Origin of the sequence: Methylosinus sp. LW4, from assembly GCF_000379125.1 — a bacterium.
Classification (GTDB): Bacteria; Pseudomonadota; Alphaproteobacteria; order Rhizobiales; family Beijerinckiaceae; genus Methylosinus.
This window is the reverse complement of the sequence record NZ_KB900626.1, coordinates 770,027-784,193: the sequence shown is the minus strand read 5'-3', so window position 1 is coordinate 784,193 and position 14,167 is coordinate 770,027. Positions and strand designations below refer to the sequence as shown.

Here is a 14,167-nt window from a genome sequence, read left to right as displayed (position 1 = left end):
CCACTCACGCGCGAAGCCTCATGCCCTCAGAACCTTTTTTCCTGCCCGAATTCGGGCAGACAGACCCTGGCCTCGGCCTTCTCCGAATGGCGGCGCTGCTCGCCGAGACCGATGACGATCTCGGCGAGGAGACGCTCGATCTCATGGCCGAGCAGGTCGAGAGCGGCTGCCTCGCCGGCCTCGACCCTGCCGATATCTGGCCGGAGCTGCTGCTCTCACTCGGCGGGCCGGCGCCCGGCAAGGCGTTCCGCGTGCTGCGCATCTGCGGCGCGCTGCGGGCCGTGCTGCCCGAAGTCGACGCGCTGTTCGGCGTGCCGCAATTGTCGGACGGCCAGAGCGAGGTCGATCTCGGCGCCCATTTGCTGCGCTCGCTGGACGAGGCCGGACGCAGAGACGCGCCGCTCCCCGTGCGCTTCGCCCTGCTGGTGATGAATGTCGGCAAGGGGGATTCGCCGCGCGAGCATCTGCCGCATCATTACAAGCACATAGACCGCGGCGGCCCGCGCATAAACGGGATCGCCGAGCGTTTCGGCGTCCCCGCCGATTGCGTCCCTCTGGCGCTGACGGCGCTCTCCGAATGCGAGCGTGTGCATCGCGCCTCGGAAGTGCGCGCCGGCCCGGTGGCGCAGATGCTGGAGCGGCTCGGCGCCTTCGACGCGCCGGAGAGCTTCGCCCTGCTGATGGAAGTGTGCAGCTGCGATTTCGCCGCGCATTCCGGGCGCACCGGCGAGGCCTATCCCAAGGCCGTGCTGCTGGAGACGGCGCGCGACGCCTGCCTGCCGATCGAGCCGGCGACGCCCGAGGCGCGCGCCGAGGCGATCGCTCAGGCGCTGCGCTCGCAGCGCTGGTCGAGCGAGGGCTGAACGGCGCGCTCGGCCGGCTCCGGCTCGGCGCCGGCGGCGGGCAGGCGCACACGGAAGGTCGCGCCGCCGCCGGGCGTCTCCGCGACGCTCAGCGCGCCGCCCTGCAGCTCGACCAGCTCGCGGACGATCGACAAGCCGAGCCCTGTGCCGGGCGTCGTCTCGTCCTTGCGCCAGAAGGGCTCGAAGATGCGGCCGCGATCGGCCTCGGCGACGCCGCTTCCATGATCGACGACCTCGATCACGCAATCGGGCAGCACGCGAACGACGACAGCGCCGCCTCTCGGCTCGGCGCGCACGGCGTTGGCGATGAGATTGGCGACGATGCTCTCGACGCTCCAACGCAAGGCGAGCGCGATCACATGGCGCGAGGGCGCCTCGAACTGAATGTCGCGCCCGTCGCCGAGCGCGATCGGCACGAGATCGGCTGCGACGCCGAGCACGATATCGTGGAGATCGATCCTCTGCGGCGCGATCGGCCCACGCTCCCTGATCTGCGCGAGCAGCAGCATCTGCTCGACGATCGTCTGCACGCGCAAGACGTCGCGCTCGATCTCGGCCTTGAGCGCCCCCTCCTCCATCTTGCCGACGCGCGCGCGCAAGATGGTGATCGGCGTGCGCAGCTCATGCGCGGAATTGGCGGAGAAGCGCCGCTGCCGCTCCACGCCTTCCCGCACGCGCTCGAAAGCCTTGTTCACCGCCTCGACGAAGGGCCGCATCTCCGACGGCGCCTCGTCGGGAGCGATGCGCTCCTTCAGCGAGTTCACGTCGATCGTCGCGATCTTCGCGGCCGCCGCGCGCATGGGCGCGAGGCCGCGATTGACCACGAACAGCGCGATGAGGCACATGGCCGCCCAATGCGGAAGCAGGAACATCGCGCCGGGGAAGGAGACCGTATAGACCGGCAAGCGAAACAAATCACGCCACCCGAACCGCAGGCCGCCCGTGGCGACGACGACATCGCCGACCGGCGAGTCGAGGACGTAGGATTCGCCTCGGCGCGACGCGCCGTCGACAATGACCGCTATGGACGATCTCGACAGCTTCAGGCGACCGACGCCTTCGAAGCGCTCCACTATTTCGGGTGACGATCCAGAGAACGCCGCGCCCGTGCGCGGATCGAAGGCGCCGAAACGAAAATCCGGGTGCTCGGAAATAAAATCCCGCAAAGCGTCGGTCATCGCGAGCGATCTTTCGCCGCCCGCGTCCTTGCGCAGCGCCGCCAGCATGATTTCGCGCACACGCGGGCGCAGCAGCTCGTCGAGCGCGTCGATCCCACCCGGCCGGACCAGAACCAGCATGCCGATCATGAACGCGAGCGGCAGAATGAGATAGCCGAGAATGGAGCCGATGATCGCATAGACGATCAATCGGCACGACAGCGAGCGCAGCCTCATCGCGCCGAGCCTCACGACCCGCGCGCCTCACGGATGAGATAGCCGATGCCGCGCGGCGCGTGAATCTCGACGCCGGCGTCCTGCTCGTCCAGGCGATGACGCAAGCGCATCGCCACCATCTTCAGCGCGCCTATGTGCTTTTGCTCGTCGGAGCCGTAAATCTCTTGCAGCAGCGCCGAGAAAGTGACCGCGCGTCCGGCTCGGCGCATCAGCGCGCCCAGCAGCATCAGCTCCCGTCGCGGCACGATGAGCGGAAATCCGCCGACGGAAGCGCTCTCCGAATTGAGATCGAAGGAGAGCCTGCCGACGATGACCGGCGGCGCCGGCTCGCTGCCGGGACGCCGAAGGCTGGCGCGAATGCGCGCAAGCAGCTCCTCGGTCGAGAAGGGCTTGGTCAGATAATCATCGACGCCGGCGTCCAGCCCATCCACGCGATCCTCGATCGAGCGGGCCGCCGTCACCACCAAAATGCGCATGCCGGGGCGAATGCGCTTGGCCGCAGCGACCACCGAAAGGCCGTCGCCGTCGGGCAGGCGGCGGTCGAGCAGCATCACCGAATAGTCGCAGGCGCCGAGCGCCTCGGGAATATCCGCCAGAGCCTGGACGCAATGGGGGGCGTAGCCGGCGCGCCGAACGCGATCGGCGATGAGCGTGGAAATATCCGGTTGATCTTCGACGATCAGAATACGCATCGAGCTGCTGTGTCCCTCGAGCATCGACAGGCGATGAGCGAAGGCGCGCGCGAGGCGTCGGCGCGCCGAACGAGCGGCTGTCGATCCATTATCGAGCGCCGATCGCCACGCCGCAACAGGAAATCCGTTTTTGACGGGCCGTCGAAAGGCGCGTCATTCGCCCGTCTGCAGCAAGGTCCCGGCCCGCCGCGCCGCGGCGAGCAGGCGCATGAAAGCGAAAGCCGCCGCGAAGAACAGCGCCGCATCCAGCGCCAAGCCGTAAAACATGAGATCGAGCCGCAGCGCATGATCGACGAGCACGCCGCGCAGCCCCTCGAACACATAGGTCGGCGGCAGGGCCCAGCAGATCGGCTGCAGCCAGAAGGGAAGTACGGAGACCGGATAATAGACGCAGCCGAGCGGCTGAATGACGAACATCAAGGACCAGACGAGATTTTCCGCGCCCAATCCGTAGCGCAGCAGCAGGCCGGCGACGAAGAGGCCGACGCTCCAGGCGAAGAAGATGAGAATGGCGAAAAAGGCCGCGAAAGCGAAGCCGAGCGCCCAGAGATTGAAGCCGAAGAACCAAATGGCGAGGATCGTCACCGGAACCATGCCGACGAAGAGGCGAATGAGGCTCATCGCCATCATGGAGGCGACGAATTCCGCCGGCCGCAGCGGGCTCATGAAGAGATTGGCCATGTTGCGCGACCACATCTCCTCGAGAAAGGAGAAGGAAAATCCCTGCTGGCCGCGCAGCAATATGTCCCACAGCAGCACCGCGCCGATCAGCGAGCCGGCGGCGATCGTCGTTTTATCGGCTCCTGCGAGCCCGCCCGGCGCGCGCAGGAGATAGGTCTGCAGAAAGCCCCAGGTGAGCATTTGCACCGTGGGCCAATACATCATCTCCATCATGCGCGGCAGCGAGGAGCGCAGCAGATAGGAGTAGCGCAAAGTCATCGCGCCGACGCGCGCGAGCGAGAATTCGTGAGACGCGCTCATGCGGCGCCTCCATTGCCGCGCCCGCGCGCGACATCGAGAAACACTTCCTCGAGATTGGCGCGGCCATAGCGCGCGAGCAGCTCCGCCGGCGAGCCGTCGTCGACGAGGCTTCCCTCCTTCAGCATCATCACGCGATCGCACAGGCGCTCCACCTCCGCCATATTGTGCGAGGCGAGCAGGATCGCGCAATTGCGCCGGCGGCGATAATCCTCGAGATGCCCGCGCACCCAATCGGCGGTGTCGGGATCGAGCGAGGCGGTGGGCTCGTCGAGCAGCAGCAGCTCCGGCTCGTTGATGAGCGCTTTGGCGAGCGCGACGCGCGTCTTCTGCCCGGCGGAAAGACGCCCGCTCGGACGATCGAGAAATTCTTTCAAGGCGAGATCGGCGGCCAGCTCCTCGATCTTCTCCGCCACATTGCGCACGCCATAGAGCCGGCCGAAGACGGTGAGATTCTGCCGCACGGTGAGGCGATGCGGCATGTCCACATAAGGGCTCTCGAAATTCATGCGGCCGAGCGCGTGATAGCGGTCTTTCAAAAAATCACGGCCGAAGATTTCGATTGTTCCCGTCGTCGGCTCGATGAGGCCCATGACCATGCCGATGGTCGTGGTCTTGCCGGCGCCATTGCCGCCGAGCAGACCCGTCACCGAGCCGGCGGGAAGCGCGAAGCTCAGCGGCTTCACGGCCACGGTCTCGGCATAGGTTTTGGAGACGCCGGCGACGCGAAGGACGGAAAAATTTTCGAGCGACATGGCCATGCGCGGGGTTTTGCGGAGAACGGCGTCTTATCGGCAAAATCCCACGGGAAAGCAAATTCCGCGGGGCGAGCGCGTCTCGTCGCAGTCCCTTCATTTGGACCGCCTATCCTGCAGCTCCCCGACGCGGAAAGGGACGACGGACATGACTGAACAGACCGCCGAAGAATTCGCCGAGCTCGACGAGTTGCAGACCGCGTATAAAGCGGCGATGGAGAAATGGATCGCGGCGATACGGAAGGAAGAGGCGCTCGTCGTGGTCGCGCCGCATTCCGTAGCCGAGGTCGACAAATGGGAGCAAGCGCATTTCGACGAGGACGAGGCGCGCAACATAGCCTTGGCGGCGAAAGAAGATTACGAGGACGCGCTGCGCGAGAAATTCTTCGGCTTCTGACGCTAAAAGCACGCGGAGGGGCCGTCCGCCCCTCCTCGACGCCCATCGCGCCTACTCCGCCGCCTCAGGTGGAACCCGATGCGCAGGCCGAGCATATAAGCGCGCGCCAAATTGCGGCCGCTTCTGCGTAGGTTTTGGAGACGCCGGCGACGCTGAGAGTGAGGGAGTTGTCGGACACGAAGGACGGATGCTGATTTTCGGGAATGTGAGACTTATCGGCAAAATGCGTTGAAATGCAAACTCGGAGCAGGTGTTCTGCATATCGATGACGCGGCTCAACGACCGCTACATTGCGCTACGCCGAGAAGAGCTTCGATCGAATGCACGATTCTGAACGAAAAGAATACGGCCAATGGGAGCGCGATCGCTCCGACGACGAGTCGCCCCTTCCAGGCGTCCAGCCGACCGCCGACAATGAGCTGGATCGTTCGAAGAACCGCGCCGACGAGGAGAACGAGAGCGTTGACGAACCAAATGTCCGAACGCTCGGGCATAGCGAGGACCATGAGGCTCGGCCCGCAGGTCGTCGCCGTCTCGGATAGACCTTCATATAAGACGAGCGGCAACAGAATCGCCAATACGACGATCAACCACTTTCGGCCAGGCGCTGCATAGATCGCGAGGAATGCGGGGAGGCACAGCGCCGTGTAGACGGCGACGAAAGCCAAGACCATCTCCATCCGCGGCGCCTCGACGTCGTTGTCTCGTAAATCGCTTCTCGCGCTCCCGCCTACTCCGCCGCCTCGCGCGGCGCACGATGGCGCAGACCGAACATATAAGCGCGCGCCAAATTGCGGCCGCTTCTGCGATCATGCTCGGTCAGCAGACGCAGAGCGAGATCGGCCGAGCGATAGCAATCATGCACGATCTGCGCGACGCCGATCAATTCGTCGTCGGCGAGCAGATCGAGACGCATGAAGTCGCGCACGAAAATCGCGTCACTCCAAATGATCTGGCTCATGCCGGCGAAGACATTATTGCCGAGCATCAAAGGCTTGAGCACGCGGCTCATCAGCGGCGTGAAGCGGTGCAGCACATAGCCCTGCGAACGCAGAAACAGCTCGATTTCCGAGAATAGCGGCTGCCCCTCATAGAGCGGCAGAAACTCCACCTCGACATGCAGAACATAGGCGCGCCGCAATCTTTCGACGGCGTTCTGCAGGATCATCAGCTCCGCGCCCTGCACGTCCAATTCCAGGAAAGTCGCGCCCTCTGTTTCCGGCACGTCGTCGAGCCGCACCGTGTCGATCTCCGGCGTCGCGACGACCTCCGACCACACCGGAAAGCCGTGGAACATCTCCATCGCTTGCGGATTGGGCTTCAGCAGCGAGGTCATGTCGCGCGCCGCGCAAATGTGCAGCGTATGGCGTCCGCCATCGCCGACGGCGTGCGGCAGATAGACATCGCCCGGATTCTTGCGCGCGTTCAGCTCGTCGACGGCGGCCTCATCGGGCTCGAAGCCGACGATGGTCGCCTCGCCGCCGCGCAGCAGCGGCGCATAGACCGGCTCGCCGCTGATATGGCGCGCGCCAATGTCGACGATCTTATGCGGGACGCTCGCCCCGGCGAGCTCGATGAAGGGAGGGAGAAGGTCGGCAGGTTCCATGAAGCCTCGCCCGATGGCCGGCGCGTCGGCCGGCGAGGACGCAGCGCTCAGAATCATCCGCTGATATGAGCGAGCTTTGAGCGCCGCCGCTTGCGCGGGACTGGCGCGCTCACTTCTGGCAGTCGCGGCAGAAGAAGGTCGAGCGCCCGCTCTGGATCACGCGCGAGACATGGCCGCGGCAGCCCGGCGTCGGACAGGGCGCGTCCTCGCGGTCATAGACGCGGAAAGAATGCTGGAAATAGCCGAGCGAGCCATCGGTCTGGCGATGGTCGCGCAGGCTGGAGCCGCCCGCCTCTATCGCCTCGCCCAGAACCTGCTTGATCGCCTCGACGAGATCGACGAGACCGCGTTTCGGCTTGCCCTTGGCGTCGACCAGCGTTCCGGCGGCGCGCAGCGGCGAGAGATGCGAGCGATGCATCGCCTCGCAGACATAAATATTGCCGAGGCCGGCGATGATGCGCTGATCGAGCAGCGCGGCTTTCAGCGGCGCCTTGCGGCCGCGCAGCTCCTCGGCAAGACGCTGCGGCGTCAGCTCCGGCCCCAGCGGCTCGACGCCGAGCCCGTCGAACAGCGGATGCGTCGCCATCTCGCCGCGCGGGACCAGCAGCATGAAGCCGAAACGGCGCGGGTCGTTATAGGTGACGCTTGCGCCGCTCGTGAAACGGAACACGACATGGTCATGCGCCGGCTTTGTGCTCACGGCGCGGTGATAGGCGCCCTCGGGGCCGTCAGCGTCGATGCGGAAAGAGCCGCTCATGCCGAGATGCATGATGAGCGTCTCGCCGCTGTCCAGCTCGCCCAGGAGATATTTCGCCCGCCGCTTCAGCGCCTCGACGCGCCGTCCCGCGAGCCGCGCGGCGAAGCCCGGCGGAAAGGGAAAGCGCAGATCGGGGCGGCGCAACTCCACGCGCTCGAGGCCGGAGCCGGTGAAGACGGGCTCGAGCCCGCGGCGAACCGTCTCGACCTCGGGCAGCTCGGGCATGGGCGCTCAGAGCCTGCTCGATTTCCAGGCCGCGACGGCGACCGGGACGATGGGCTCGATGAGCTTTTCCATCGCCTCCGCATAGACGCGAATCTCATATTGCGCGTGCGGATCGGCGCGGAGCGACAGGAATTTGAACAAATTCAGAAGGTTCACCTTGGCGAACATATGGCTGTAGGTGGAGAGCGGCAGAACCGTGCGGGCGAGTTCGCGCGGCCAGCCGGCGGCGAGCAGCTCGCGATAAGTCGCGAAGGCGGCCTCGAAGCCGGCGCGCAGCGTCTCCACCTCGGCGCGGCGCGCCTCGAGATCGCCGCCCGGCTGGCGGCCCTGCTTATTGGCGACCGCCTGCTCGCCGATATTCTCGGGGTCGGGAAGGTAATAGGTCTCCGGCAATTCGCGGTAGCGGCCGGAAAGCTCGTTGTAGGTCCAGGTGCGGTGCCGGTGCCATTGGCGCAGCACGAAGATCGGCGCCATCACCTCGAATTGGAACTCCACCGCCTCGAAGGGCGTCGTATGGCGGTTCTTCCAGAGATAATCGATGAGCTTCTTGTCCGAGCCCTCATTCTCGCCGGCGCGCCAGGCGGCGTCATAGGAGACGCGGGCCGCGCGCACGATGGAGAGGTCCGAGCCCATATGATCGACGAGGCGGACGAAGCCATGGTCCAGGACTTTGATCTGATTTGACATGCGACGCCGTTCCGCCCTCCCCTGCTCGCCCTGCCATCACCGCCGGCCGGAGACGAGCCCGCCACATCGATACCATGTTTGCGCGTCTCGGGCAGCGCGCAGCAATGACGGCGCTGCGACGAGCGCGCTCACCCTGCCCTCGTGCGCGCCCTGCTGCAATCCGACGCCTTCAGCGCTTTACCGCAGCCAATTCGTCGGCGAGCGCCTGCGCTTGCGCGGTCAGCGCGGCGAAGAATTTCTCCGATCTCGCATGCTCGGCGAAGCAGCGGCGGAAGGCGGCGGAGCCTTCCTCCTGCAGCTTCGAATATTTCTCGAAATCCTTCTCGTCGGCCCGGCCGGAGGCGGAATAGGAGTCCATCGCCTTCTTGGCCTTGGCCTGATGCTCGCTCCAGCCTTTCTCGCAGGCGGGCGCAGATTCGATCTTCGCCTTGGCCGGCGTCGAGGCGATATAGACGCGCCCCTCGCTGGCGACGGCGACGATGATCTCGTCCGGCAGCGTTCCGCCGGCGTCGTCCTGGCTGCGAAGGTCCAGAATGGCCGCGGCCAGCGTCGCCGCGGCGGGCTTGGCGATCGGCAGATCGGCGTATTTCTCGACGCCCGCGTCCGGGCTCACCGCAAGAGTGTAGAAGTAAGGCGAAGCCAGCGCCTCGCCGAGCGACTGCGGCGGCTTCTCGCCCTTCAGCCAATTCTTGCGATTGGCGCGCAAAAAGGCCTCGGCGAGCCCCTGCGTCGAGACGGTGAGCTGCGATTTGTCGTCGTCGCCGCTGAAATAAAGGCCGTCGAGCTGATCCGCGCCGACGCCCTCGAACAGCGTCTCTATGCTGTATTTGCCGATTTTCTGAAAGCCGGGCGCGGAGACGGGGCCGATGATCGCCTCCATCTTCTCGCCGAGCTCTTTGAGCGTCTTCTGCTCCTCCGCCTCGGCCGCTCCGGCGGCTTTGCCGGCCGCCTCCAGCTTGCGCAGCTTGGCGGCCGAGCGGTCGCGAAGGGAGAGATAGGCCTCCTCCGGCGTCGCGGCCGTGGCGGCGAGGGGCGCGAAAGCGAGCAGGAACGCGAGCGAAGCGGTTCTCGCCATCATCGATCTCACCTCATCCAGTGAATGGCCAGCAGCGCTGTCAGCACGACGGCCAACATGAACCAGCGATCCGCCCGCCGCCGCGCCCGCGCCAGACCTTCCAGCGAATCTTCCGAGAGTCGAATCCCCTTCGTGCCCGCAAAGGCCAGCATTTCGACGGCCGCCTCCGCGTCATTGAGGATTTTGGGCAGGCGCGTCGTGAATTTGGCGACCTCGATCGCGGCGCGGCCGGCGTCCTCGAGCTTGGCCTTGGGGCCGAGATTATCCTCGATCCAGCTGCGCACGACCGGATCGGACGTCCGCCAAATATTCAGCGATGGATCGAGCGAGCGGGCGACGCCCTCGGCCACCACCATGGTCTTTTGCAGCAGCACCAGCTCGGTGCGCGTGCGCATGTCGAACAGCGCCGTCACCTCGAAGAGCAGAGTGAGCAGCCGCGCCATGGAAATGTCCTGCGCATTCGCCGTGTGCAGCGGCTCGCCGATGGCGCGCAGGGCCTGCGAGAATTCCTCGACCGAGTGAATGGGCGGCACATAGCCCGCCTCGAAATGCACCTCGGCGACGCGCTTGTAATCGCGGGTGATGAAGCCGAATAGAATCTCGGCCAGAAAGCGCCGCTCCTTGAAGCCGAGCCGGCCCATAATGCCGAAATCGATGGCGACGAGCCGTCCCTTGCGATCGACGAAGAGATTGCCCTGATGCATGTCGGCGTGAAAGAAGCCGTCCCGCATCGCCGTGCGCAGGAAGGACTGCAGCACCTTGCGGCCCAGATCCTTCAGATCATGGCCCATGGCGGCGACGCGGCCGATGTCCGACAGCGGCGCGCCGTCGATCCATTCCAGCGTCAGCACCTCGCGCGTCGTGCGGTCCCAATCGACACTGGGAGCGCGAATATCGGGGTCGTCCGCCACATTGTCGCGAAACTCCGAGGCCGCCGCCGCCTCCAGGCGAAAGTCCGTCTCGAGCTTCACCGAGCGGGCCAGCGTGTCGACGACCTGGATCACCCGCAGCCGCCGCGCCTCGGCCGAGAAACGCTCGGCCGCGCGGGCGAGAATATACATATCGGCGAGATCGCGGCGGAAATGGCGTTCCACATCCGGCCGCAGCACCTTCACCGCCACCTTGCGCTCGCCCTCCGCATAGGCGACGCGGGCCGGATGCACCTGGGCGATGGAGGCCGCGGCCACCGGCTCGCCGAAGGAGAGGAAAATCTCGTCGACCGGCTTGCCGAAGGCTTTTTCGATGATCTCGACCGCGGCCTTGCGGCCGAAGGGCTCCATGCGGTCCTGCAACGCGGTCAGCGCGTCGGCGATCTCGCCGCCGACCACATCCGGGCGCGTCGCCAGAAACTGGCCGAGCTTCACATAGGAGGGGCCGATCTGCGCGAAGGCGCGCACCAGCGCCTGCGGCGCGCCGCCGGCGCTGCTGCCGGGCTTCGCCAAAAGATTGCCGAAGCGCAGCAGAAATTGCGCCGGGACGGGCAGAACAGCCGGATCGACGCTCTTGAACACGCCTTCGCGCGCCAGAATCGAGCCGGCGCGCGCCAGTCGGAAGAAATGCCCGAAGCCGATGAGCACGAAGAGCCGCCGTTCGTGTTTTCGTTTATGGAAAGATCAGAGCTTCCAGCCGGAATGGATCGCCACCACGCCGCCGGTCAGCCGCTCGAAGCCCGTGCGGCGGAAGCCGGCGCGACGGATCATCCGCTCGAACTCGTCCGCGCGGGGGAAGCGCTGAATGGACTCGACGAGATAGCGATAGGGCTCGCCGTCGCCGGCGACGAGCTTGCCGATCGCCGGGATCACATTGAAGGAATAGGCCTCGTAGATCTTGTCGAGGCCCGGAATCGCGACCTGCGAGAATTCGAGGCACAGGAAGCGCCCGCCCGGCTTCAGCACGCGATGCGCCTCGGCCAGCGCGACCTCGATCCGCGGCACGTTGCGAATGCCGAAGGCGATCGTGTAGGCGTCGAAATGCGCGTCCGGGAAAGGCAGGGATTCGGCGTTGGCCTGCACGAATTCCAGCTTGTCGGAGAGGCCGCGCTCCTGGGCGCGGTCGCGGCCGACGTCCAGCATGTCGCCGTTGATGTCGAGCACGACGATCTCCGCCTCCGGCCCCGCCGCCTTGGCGATGCGGAAGGCTATGTCGCCGGTGCCGCCGGCGACGTCCAAATGGCGGAAAGGGCCGCGGCGGGCGGGCCGCACCTTGGCGGCGAAGACATCCTTCCACAGCCTGTGCATTCCGCCGGACATCAGATCGTTCATAATGTCGTAGCGGCGCGCCACCTTGTGGAAAACATCGTCCACGAGGCCTTGCTTTTCGTCCAATCCGACTTCGGAGAAACCGAAATGGGTCGAGGTCTCGTGCTCAGAGGTCATAATCTCTCGCGTCCGGTGGCGTTCGGGGCGATATAACGCGCCTTTGCGCCTATGGCTATGGCTGGGGGCGAAAACCATCCCGCTTCGAGAAGGGCGGGCGCAGGGCATGAGAGGCGGCGCCCGGCCTCCCCGGCGAGCGAGAGGCGGAAGCGCCGACGTCTCAGGCGAGCAGGCCGTGGTCGCGGGCCAGCTGGAGCAGGTCCTTCTGCGGCCGGGCGCCGACATGGGAGATCACCTCCGCCGCCGCCAGCGCGCCCAGCGAGGCCGCGCCCTCATAGAGAGCGCCGCGCGCGAGGCCGGCCAGGAAGCCCGCCGCGAAGAGATCGCCGGCCCCGGTCGTGTCCACGACCTCCTCCACCGGATAGGCGGGGACGGCGACGCATTTGCTTCCCTCGACGACGACGACGCCCTTCTCCGAGCGCGTGACCACGCCGAGCAGATTGGCCTCGGCGCCGAGCGCCTTGGCCGCGGTCGCGAAATCCGCCGTCTCATAGAGCGAATGCAATTCGCTCTCATTGGCGAAGAGAATATCGACGAGGCCCTCGCGCACCAGCCCGAGGAACTCGCCGCGATAGCGATCGACGCAGAACGCGTCCGAGAGCGAGAGCGCGACGCGATTGCCGGCGGCGCGGGCGGCCTTGGCGGCCTTCAGAAAGGCCTCCTTGGCGGCCGGCGGATCCCAGAGATAGCCTTCGAGATAGAGAATCTTGGCGGAGCGCACGAGCGCCTCGTCGACATCCGCCGGCCCCAGAGCCTGGCAGGCGCCGAGGAAAGTGTTCATGGTGCGCTGGCCGTCCGGCGTCACCAGAATGAGGCAGCGCGCGGTTGCGGCGCCGTCGGCGGCGACGGGCGTGTCGAAGGCGACGCCGGCCTTGCGAATGTCATGGGCGAACTCGCGCCCGGCGTCGTCGTCCTTCACCTTGCCGATGAAGGCCGCGCTGAGGCCAAAGCTCGCCGCGCCCACCAGAGTATTGGCCGCCGAGCCGCCGGACATCACCGTCGTCGGCCCCATTGCGGCGTAGATTTCGGCGGCGCGCGCCTCGTCGACGAGCTGCATCGCGCCCTTGTGGAGGCCGGCGGCCACCAGCTGATCGTCTTCCGTGCGCGCCAGAGTGTCGACGATGGCGTTGCCGATTCCGAGGAGGTCATAGGTGGCGGACATGAAATCACCTGCTTCAGAACTTTGGCGCGAGCGCCGGACGGCCCTCTCTAATCGAGCCGGCCGCGACGTCAACCGATCGCGCCGGGAAGGCGCCGGACCACCGCCGAGGACAAGGCCAGGCCAGGGCGCCGAGACAAGACAACAACATTTTGAAAAACAACAATAATTTAGAACATGCTCCGCCCTGGCGGGCGGCGCGCGGCGGCGTTCGAGATTTTTTTTGCGCGGGCCGAGCAAACGCCCGGCTTTTCTTGTAGGAGAATTGCAGCGCGGCCTTCCGGCTCGCGCGTCCCGTTCCGGCCCGCGGTGAGCGTCGTCATGTCGATCAAGCATCCGATCATCTCGATCACCGGCTCGTCCGGCGCCGGCACCAGCTCGGTCAAGCAGACTTTCGAGCAGATTTTCCGCCGCGAGAAGGTGGAGGTCGCCTATGTGGAAGGCGATTCCTTCCATCGCTTCGACCGCGACCAGATGAAAGCCGCCATGAGCGAGGCTCAGGCGCAGGGCAACGCCCATTTCAGCCATTTCGGCCCAGAGGCCAATCTGCTCGGCGAGCTCGAGAATCTGTTCAAGGAATATGGCGAGACCGGAAGCGGGCAATATCGCCATTATGTCCATGACGCGAACGAGGGCGCCGTGCTCGCCTCGCCGCCCGGCACATTCACGCCCTGGCGCGAGCTGCCCGCCAATACCGACCTTCTTTTTTACGAAGGTCTGCACGGCGCCGTGGTGACGGAGGACGTCAATGTCGCGCGCTACGCCGATCTGAAGATCGGCGTCGTGCCGGTCATCAATCTGGAATGGACGCAAAAGCTCCATCGCGACCGCAACACGCGCGGCTACACCACCGAGGCCGTCACCGAGACGATCCTGCGCCGGATGCACGATTATGTGTATTACATCTGCCCGCAATTCTCGGAGACGGACATCAACTTCCAGCGCGCCGCGACGGTGGACACCTCCAATCCCTTCGTCGCGCGCTCCATTCCGAGCCCGGACGAATCGATCGTCGTCATCCGCTTTCGCGATCCGCGCGGCGTCGATTTCCCCTATCTCGTGACGATGATCGCCGGCAGCTGGATGTCGCGCGCCAATTCCATCGTCATTCCGGGCAATAAGCTCGATCTCGCCATGCAGCTCATACTCACGCCGCGGATATTGGAGCTGATGAAACGCAAACGTGGCGAAGCCTGAGGAAACG

15 protein-coding genes are annotated in these 14,167 nt (G+C 65.7%); 3 read left to right on the top strand and 12 right to left on the bottom strand.

All coding sequences use genetic code 11. The annotated features are described in order from the left end of the window. Window positions 1-20 precede the first annotated feature (20 nt). A complete protein-coding gene (locus tag METLW4_RS0103915; protein ID WP_026191221.1) occupies window positions 21-863 on the top strand; it encodes a tRNA nucleotidyltransferase in 843 nt (280 codons plus the stop codon). Here METLW4_RS0103915 and METLW4_RS26280 read toward each other — a convergent pair. The 4 genes from METLW4_RS26280 to METLW4_RS0103895 all read right to left on the bottom strand — a co-directional run bounded on the left by METLW4_RS26280 (window position 824) and on the right by METLW4_RS0103895 (window position 4,688). Continuing rightward, entirely contained in the window at window positions 824-2,257 is a 1,434-nt protein-coding gene (locus METLW4_RS26280; RefSeq protein ID WP_051079614.1) for a sensor histidine kinase, read from the bottom strand. The two genes, METLW4_RS0103915 and METLW4_RS26280, sit on opposite strands and share 40 nt — an antisense overlap. Window positions 2,258-2,268: 11 nt before the next feature. After that, entirely contained in the window at window positions 2,269-2,949 is a 681-nt protein-coding gene (locus METLW4_RS0103905) for a response regulator transcription factor (RefSeq protein WP_043332143.1), read from the bottom strand. Window positions 2,950-3,102: 153 nt separating this feature from the next. Next, window positions 3,103-3,930, bottom strand: a complete 828-nt coding sequence (locus METLW4_RS0103900) for an ABC transporter permease (RefSeq protein ID WP_018264894.1) — start codon at window positions 3,928-3,930, stop codon at window positions 3,103-3,105. Next, window positions 3,927-4,688, bottom strand: coding sequence for an ABC transporter ATP-binding protein (locus METLW4_RS0103895; RefSeq protein WP_018264893.1), 762 nt, complete (start codon window positions 4,686-4,688; stop codon window positions 3,927-3,929). Before METLW4_RS0103895 ends, METLW4_RS0103900 begins: the two co-directional genes overlap by 4 nt. A gap of 142 nt (window positions 4,689-4,830) precedes the next feature. On the opposite strand from METLW4_RS0103895, the gene METLW4_RS0103890 reads away from it, so the two are divergent. Continuing rightward, window positions 4,831-5,079 carry a hypothetical protein gene (locus tag METLW4_RS0103890; protein ID WP_018264892.1) on the top strand — a complete coding sequence of 83 codons (249 nt, stop codon included), beginning with the start codon at window positions 4,831-4,833 and terminating at the stop codon, window positions 5,077-5,079. Window positions 5,080-5,354: 275 nt separating this feature from the next. Here METLW4_RS0103890 and METLW4_RS0103885 read toward each other — a convergent pair whose 3' ends face one another. From METLW4_RS0103885 to METLW4_RS0103850, 8 genes are all read right to left on the bottom strand, one after another. Beyond that, on the bottom strand, window positions 5,355-5,759 hold the full coding sequence (locus METLW4_RS0103885; protein ID WP_018264891.1) for a hypothetical protein: 405 nt from the start codon (window positions 5,757-5,759) through the stop codon (window positions 5,355-5,357). Between the two features lie 50 nt (window positions 5,760-5,809). Then, complete coding sequence (locus tag METLW4_RS23940) at window positions 5,810-6,685, bottom strand: FkbM family methyltransferase (RefSeq protein WP_157234880.1); 876 nt, start codon at window positions 6,683-6,685, stop codon at window positions 5,810-5,812. Window positions 6,686-6,794: 109 nt separating this feature from the next. After that, window positions 6,795-7,667 carry a bifunctional DNA-formamidopyrimidine glycosylase/DNA-(apurinic or apyrimidinic site) lyase gene (gene mutM / locus METLW4_RS0103875; protein ID WP_018264889.1) on the bottom strand — a complete coding sequence of 291 codons (873 nt, stop codon included), beginning with the start codon at window positions 7,665-7,667 and terminating at the stop codon, window positions 6,795-6,797. 6 nt (window positions 7,668-7,673) lie between these two features. After that, complete coding sequence (gene thyX / locus METLW4_RS0103870) at window positions 7,674-8,354, bottom strand: FAD-dependent thymidylate synthase (protein WP_018264888.1); 681 nt, start codon at window positions 8,352-8,354, stop codon at window positions 7,674-7,676. Between the two features lie 169 nt (window positions 8,355-8,523). Continuing rightward, complete coding sequence (locus METLW4_RS0103865; RefSeq protein ID WP_157234878.1) at window positions 8,524-9,432, bottom strand: hypothetical protein; 909 nt, start codon at window positions 9,430-9,432, stop codon at window positions 8,524-8,526. A 5-nt stretch (window positions 9,433-9,437) separates the two neighbouring features. After that, entirely contained in the window at window positions 9,438-11,006 is a 1,569-nt protein-coding gene (gene ubiB, locus METLW4_RS0103860; RefSeq protein WP_018264886.1) for a 2-polyprenylphenol 6-hydroxylase, read from the bottom strand. A gap of 36 nt (window positions 11,007-11,042) precedes the next feature. After that, on the bottom strand, window positions 11,043-11,804 hold the full coding sequence (gene ubiE / locus METLW4_RS0103855) for a bifunctional demethylmenaquinone methyltransferase/2-methoxy-6-polyprenyl-1,4-benzoquinol methylase UbiE (protein WP_018264885.1): 762 nt from the start codon (window positions 11,802-11,804) through the stop codon (window positions 11,043-11,045). A 160-nt stretch (window positions 11,805-11,964) separates the two neighbouring features. Next, window positions 11,965-12,966, bottom strand: coding sequence for an adenosine kinase (locus tag METLW4_RS0103850; protein WP_018264884.1), 1,002 nt, complete (start codon window positions 12,964-12,966; stop codon window positions 11,965-11,967). 318 nt (window positions 12,967-13,284) lie between these two features. On the opposite strand from METLW4_RS0103850, the gene METLW4_RS0103840 reads away from it, so the two are divergent. Then, window positions 13,285-14,160 (top strand): phosphoribulokinase, encoded by an 876-nt coding sequence (locus METLW4_RS0103840; protein WP_018264882.1) that lies wholly within the window; start codon window positions 13,285-13,287, stop codon window positions 14,158-14,160. Window positions 14,161-14,167 lie beyond the last annotated feature (7 nt).

Excerpts from the sequence above, each read along its gene's own strand:
- METLW4_RS0103865 (WP_157234878.1), bottom strand. The coding sequence starts at position 9,432 with ATGATGGCGAGAACCGCTTCGCTCGCGTTCCTGCTCGCTTTCGCGCCC.
- METLW4_RS0103840 (WP_018264882.1), top strand. The coding sequence starts at position 13,285 with ATGTCGATCAAGCATCCGATCATCTCGATCACCGGCTCGTCCGGCGCC.
- METLW4_RS26280 (WP_051079614.1), bottom strand. The coding sequence starts at position 2,257 with ATGAGGCTGCGCTCGCTGTCGTGCCGATTGATCGTCTATGCGATCATC.
- METLW4_RS23940 (WP_157234880.1), bottom strand. The coding sequence starts at position 6,685 with ATGGAACCTGCCGACCTTCTCCCTCCCTTCATCGAGCTCGCCGGGGCG.
- mutM (WP_018264889.1), bottom strand. The coding sequence starts at position 7,667 with ATGCCCGAGCTGCCCGAGGTCGAGACGGTTCGCCGCGGGCTCGAGCCC.
- ubiE (WP_018264885.1), bottom strand. The coding sequence starts at position 11,804 with ATGACCTCTGAGCACGAGACCTCGACCCATTTCGGTTTCTCCGAAGTC.
- METLW4_RS0103915 (WP_026191221.1), top strand. The coding sequence starts at position 21 with ATGCCCTCAGAACCTTTTTTCCTGCCCGAATTCGGGCAGACAGACCCT.
- thyX (WP_018264888.1), bottom strand. The coding sequence starts at position 8,354 with ATGTCAAATCAGATCAAAGTCCTGGACCATGGCTTCGTCCGCCTCGTC.
- METLW4_RS0103905 (WP_043332143.1), bottom strand. The coding sequence starts at position 2,949 with ATGCGTATTCTGATCGTCGAAGATCAACCGGATATTTCCACGCTCATC.
- METLW4_RS0103890 (WP_018264892.1), top strand. The coding sequence starts at position 4,831 with ATGACTGAACAGACCGCCGAAGAATTCGCCGAGCTCGACGAGTTGCAG.
- METLW4_RS0103850 (WP_018264884.1), bottom strand. The coding sequence starts at position 12,966 with ATGTCCGCCACCTATGACCTCCTCGGAATCGGCAACGCCATCGTCGAC.
- METLW4_RS0103895 (WP_018264893.1), bottom strand. The coding sequence starts at position 4,688 with ATGGCCATGTCGCTCGAAAATTTTTCCGTCCTTCGCGTCGCCGGCGTC.
- METLW4_RS0103900 (WP_018264894.1), bottom strand. The coding sequence starts at position 3,930 with ATGAGCGCGTCTCACGAATTCTCGCTCGCGCGCGTCGGCGCGATGACT.
- METLW4_RS0103885 (WP_018264891.1), bottom strand. The coding sequence starts at position 5,759 with ATGGAGATGGTCTTGGCTTTCGTCGCCGTCTACACGGCGCTGTGCCTC.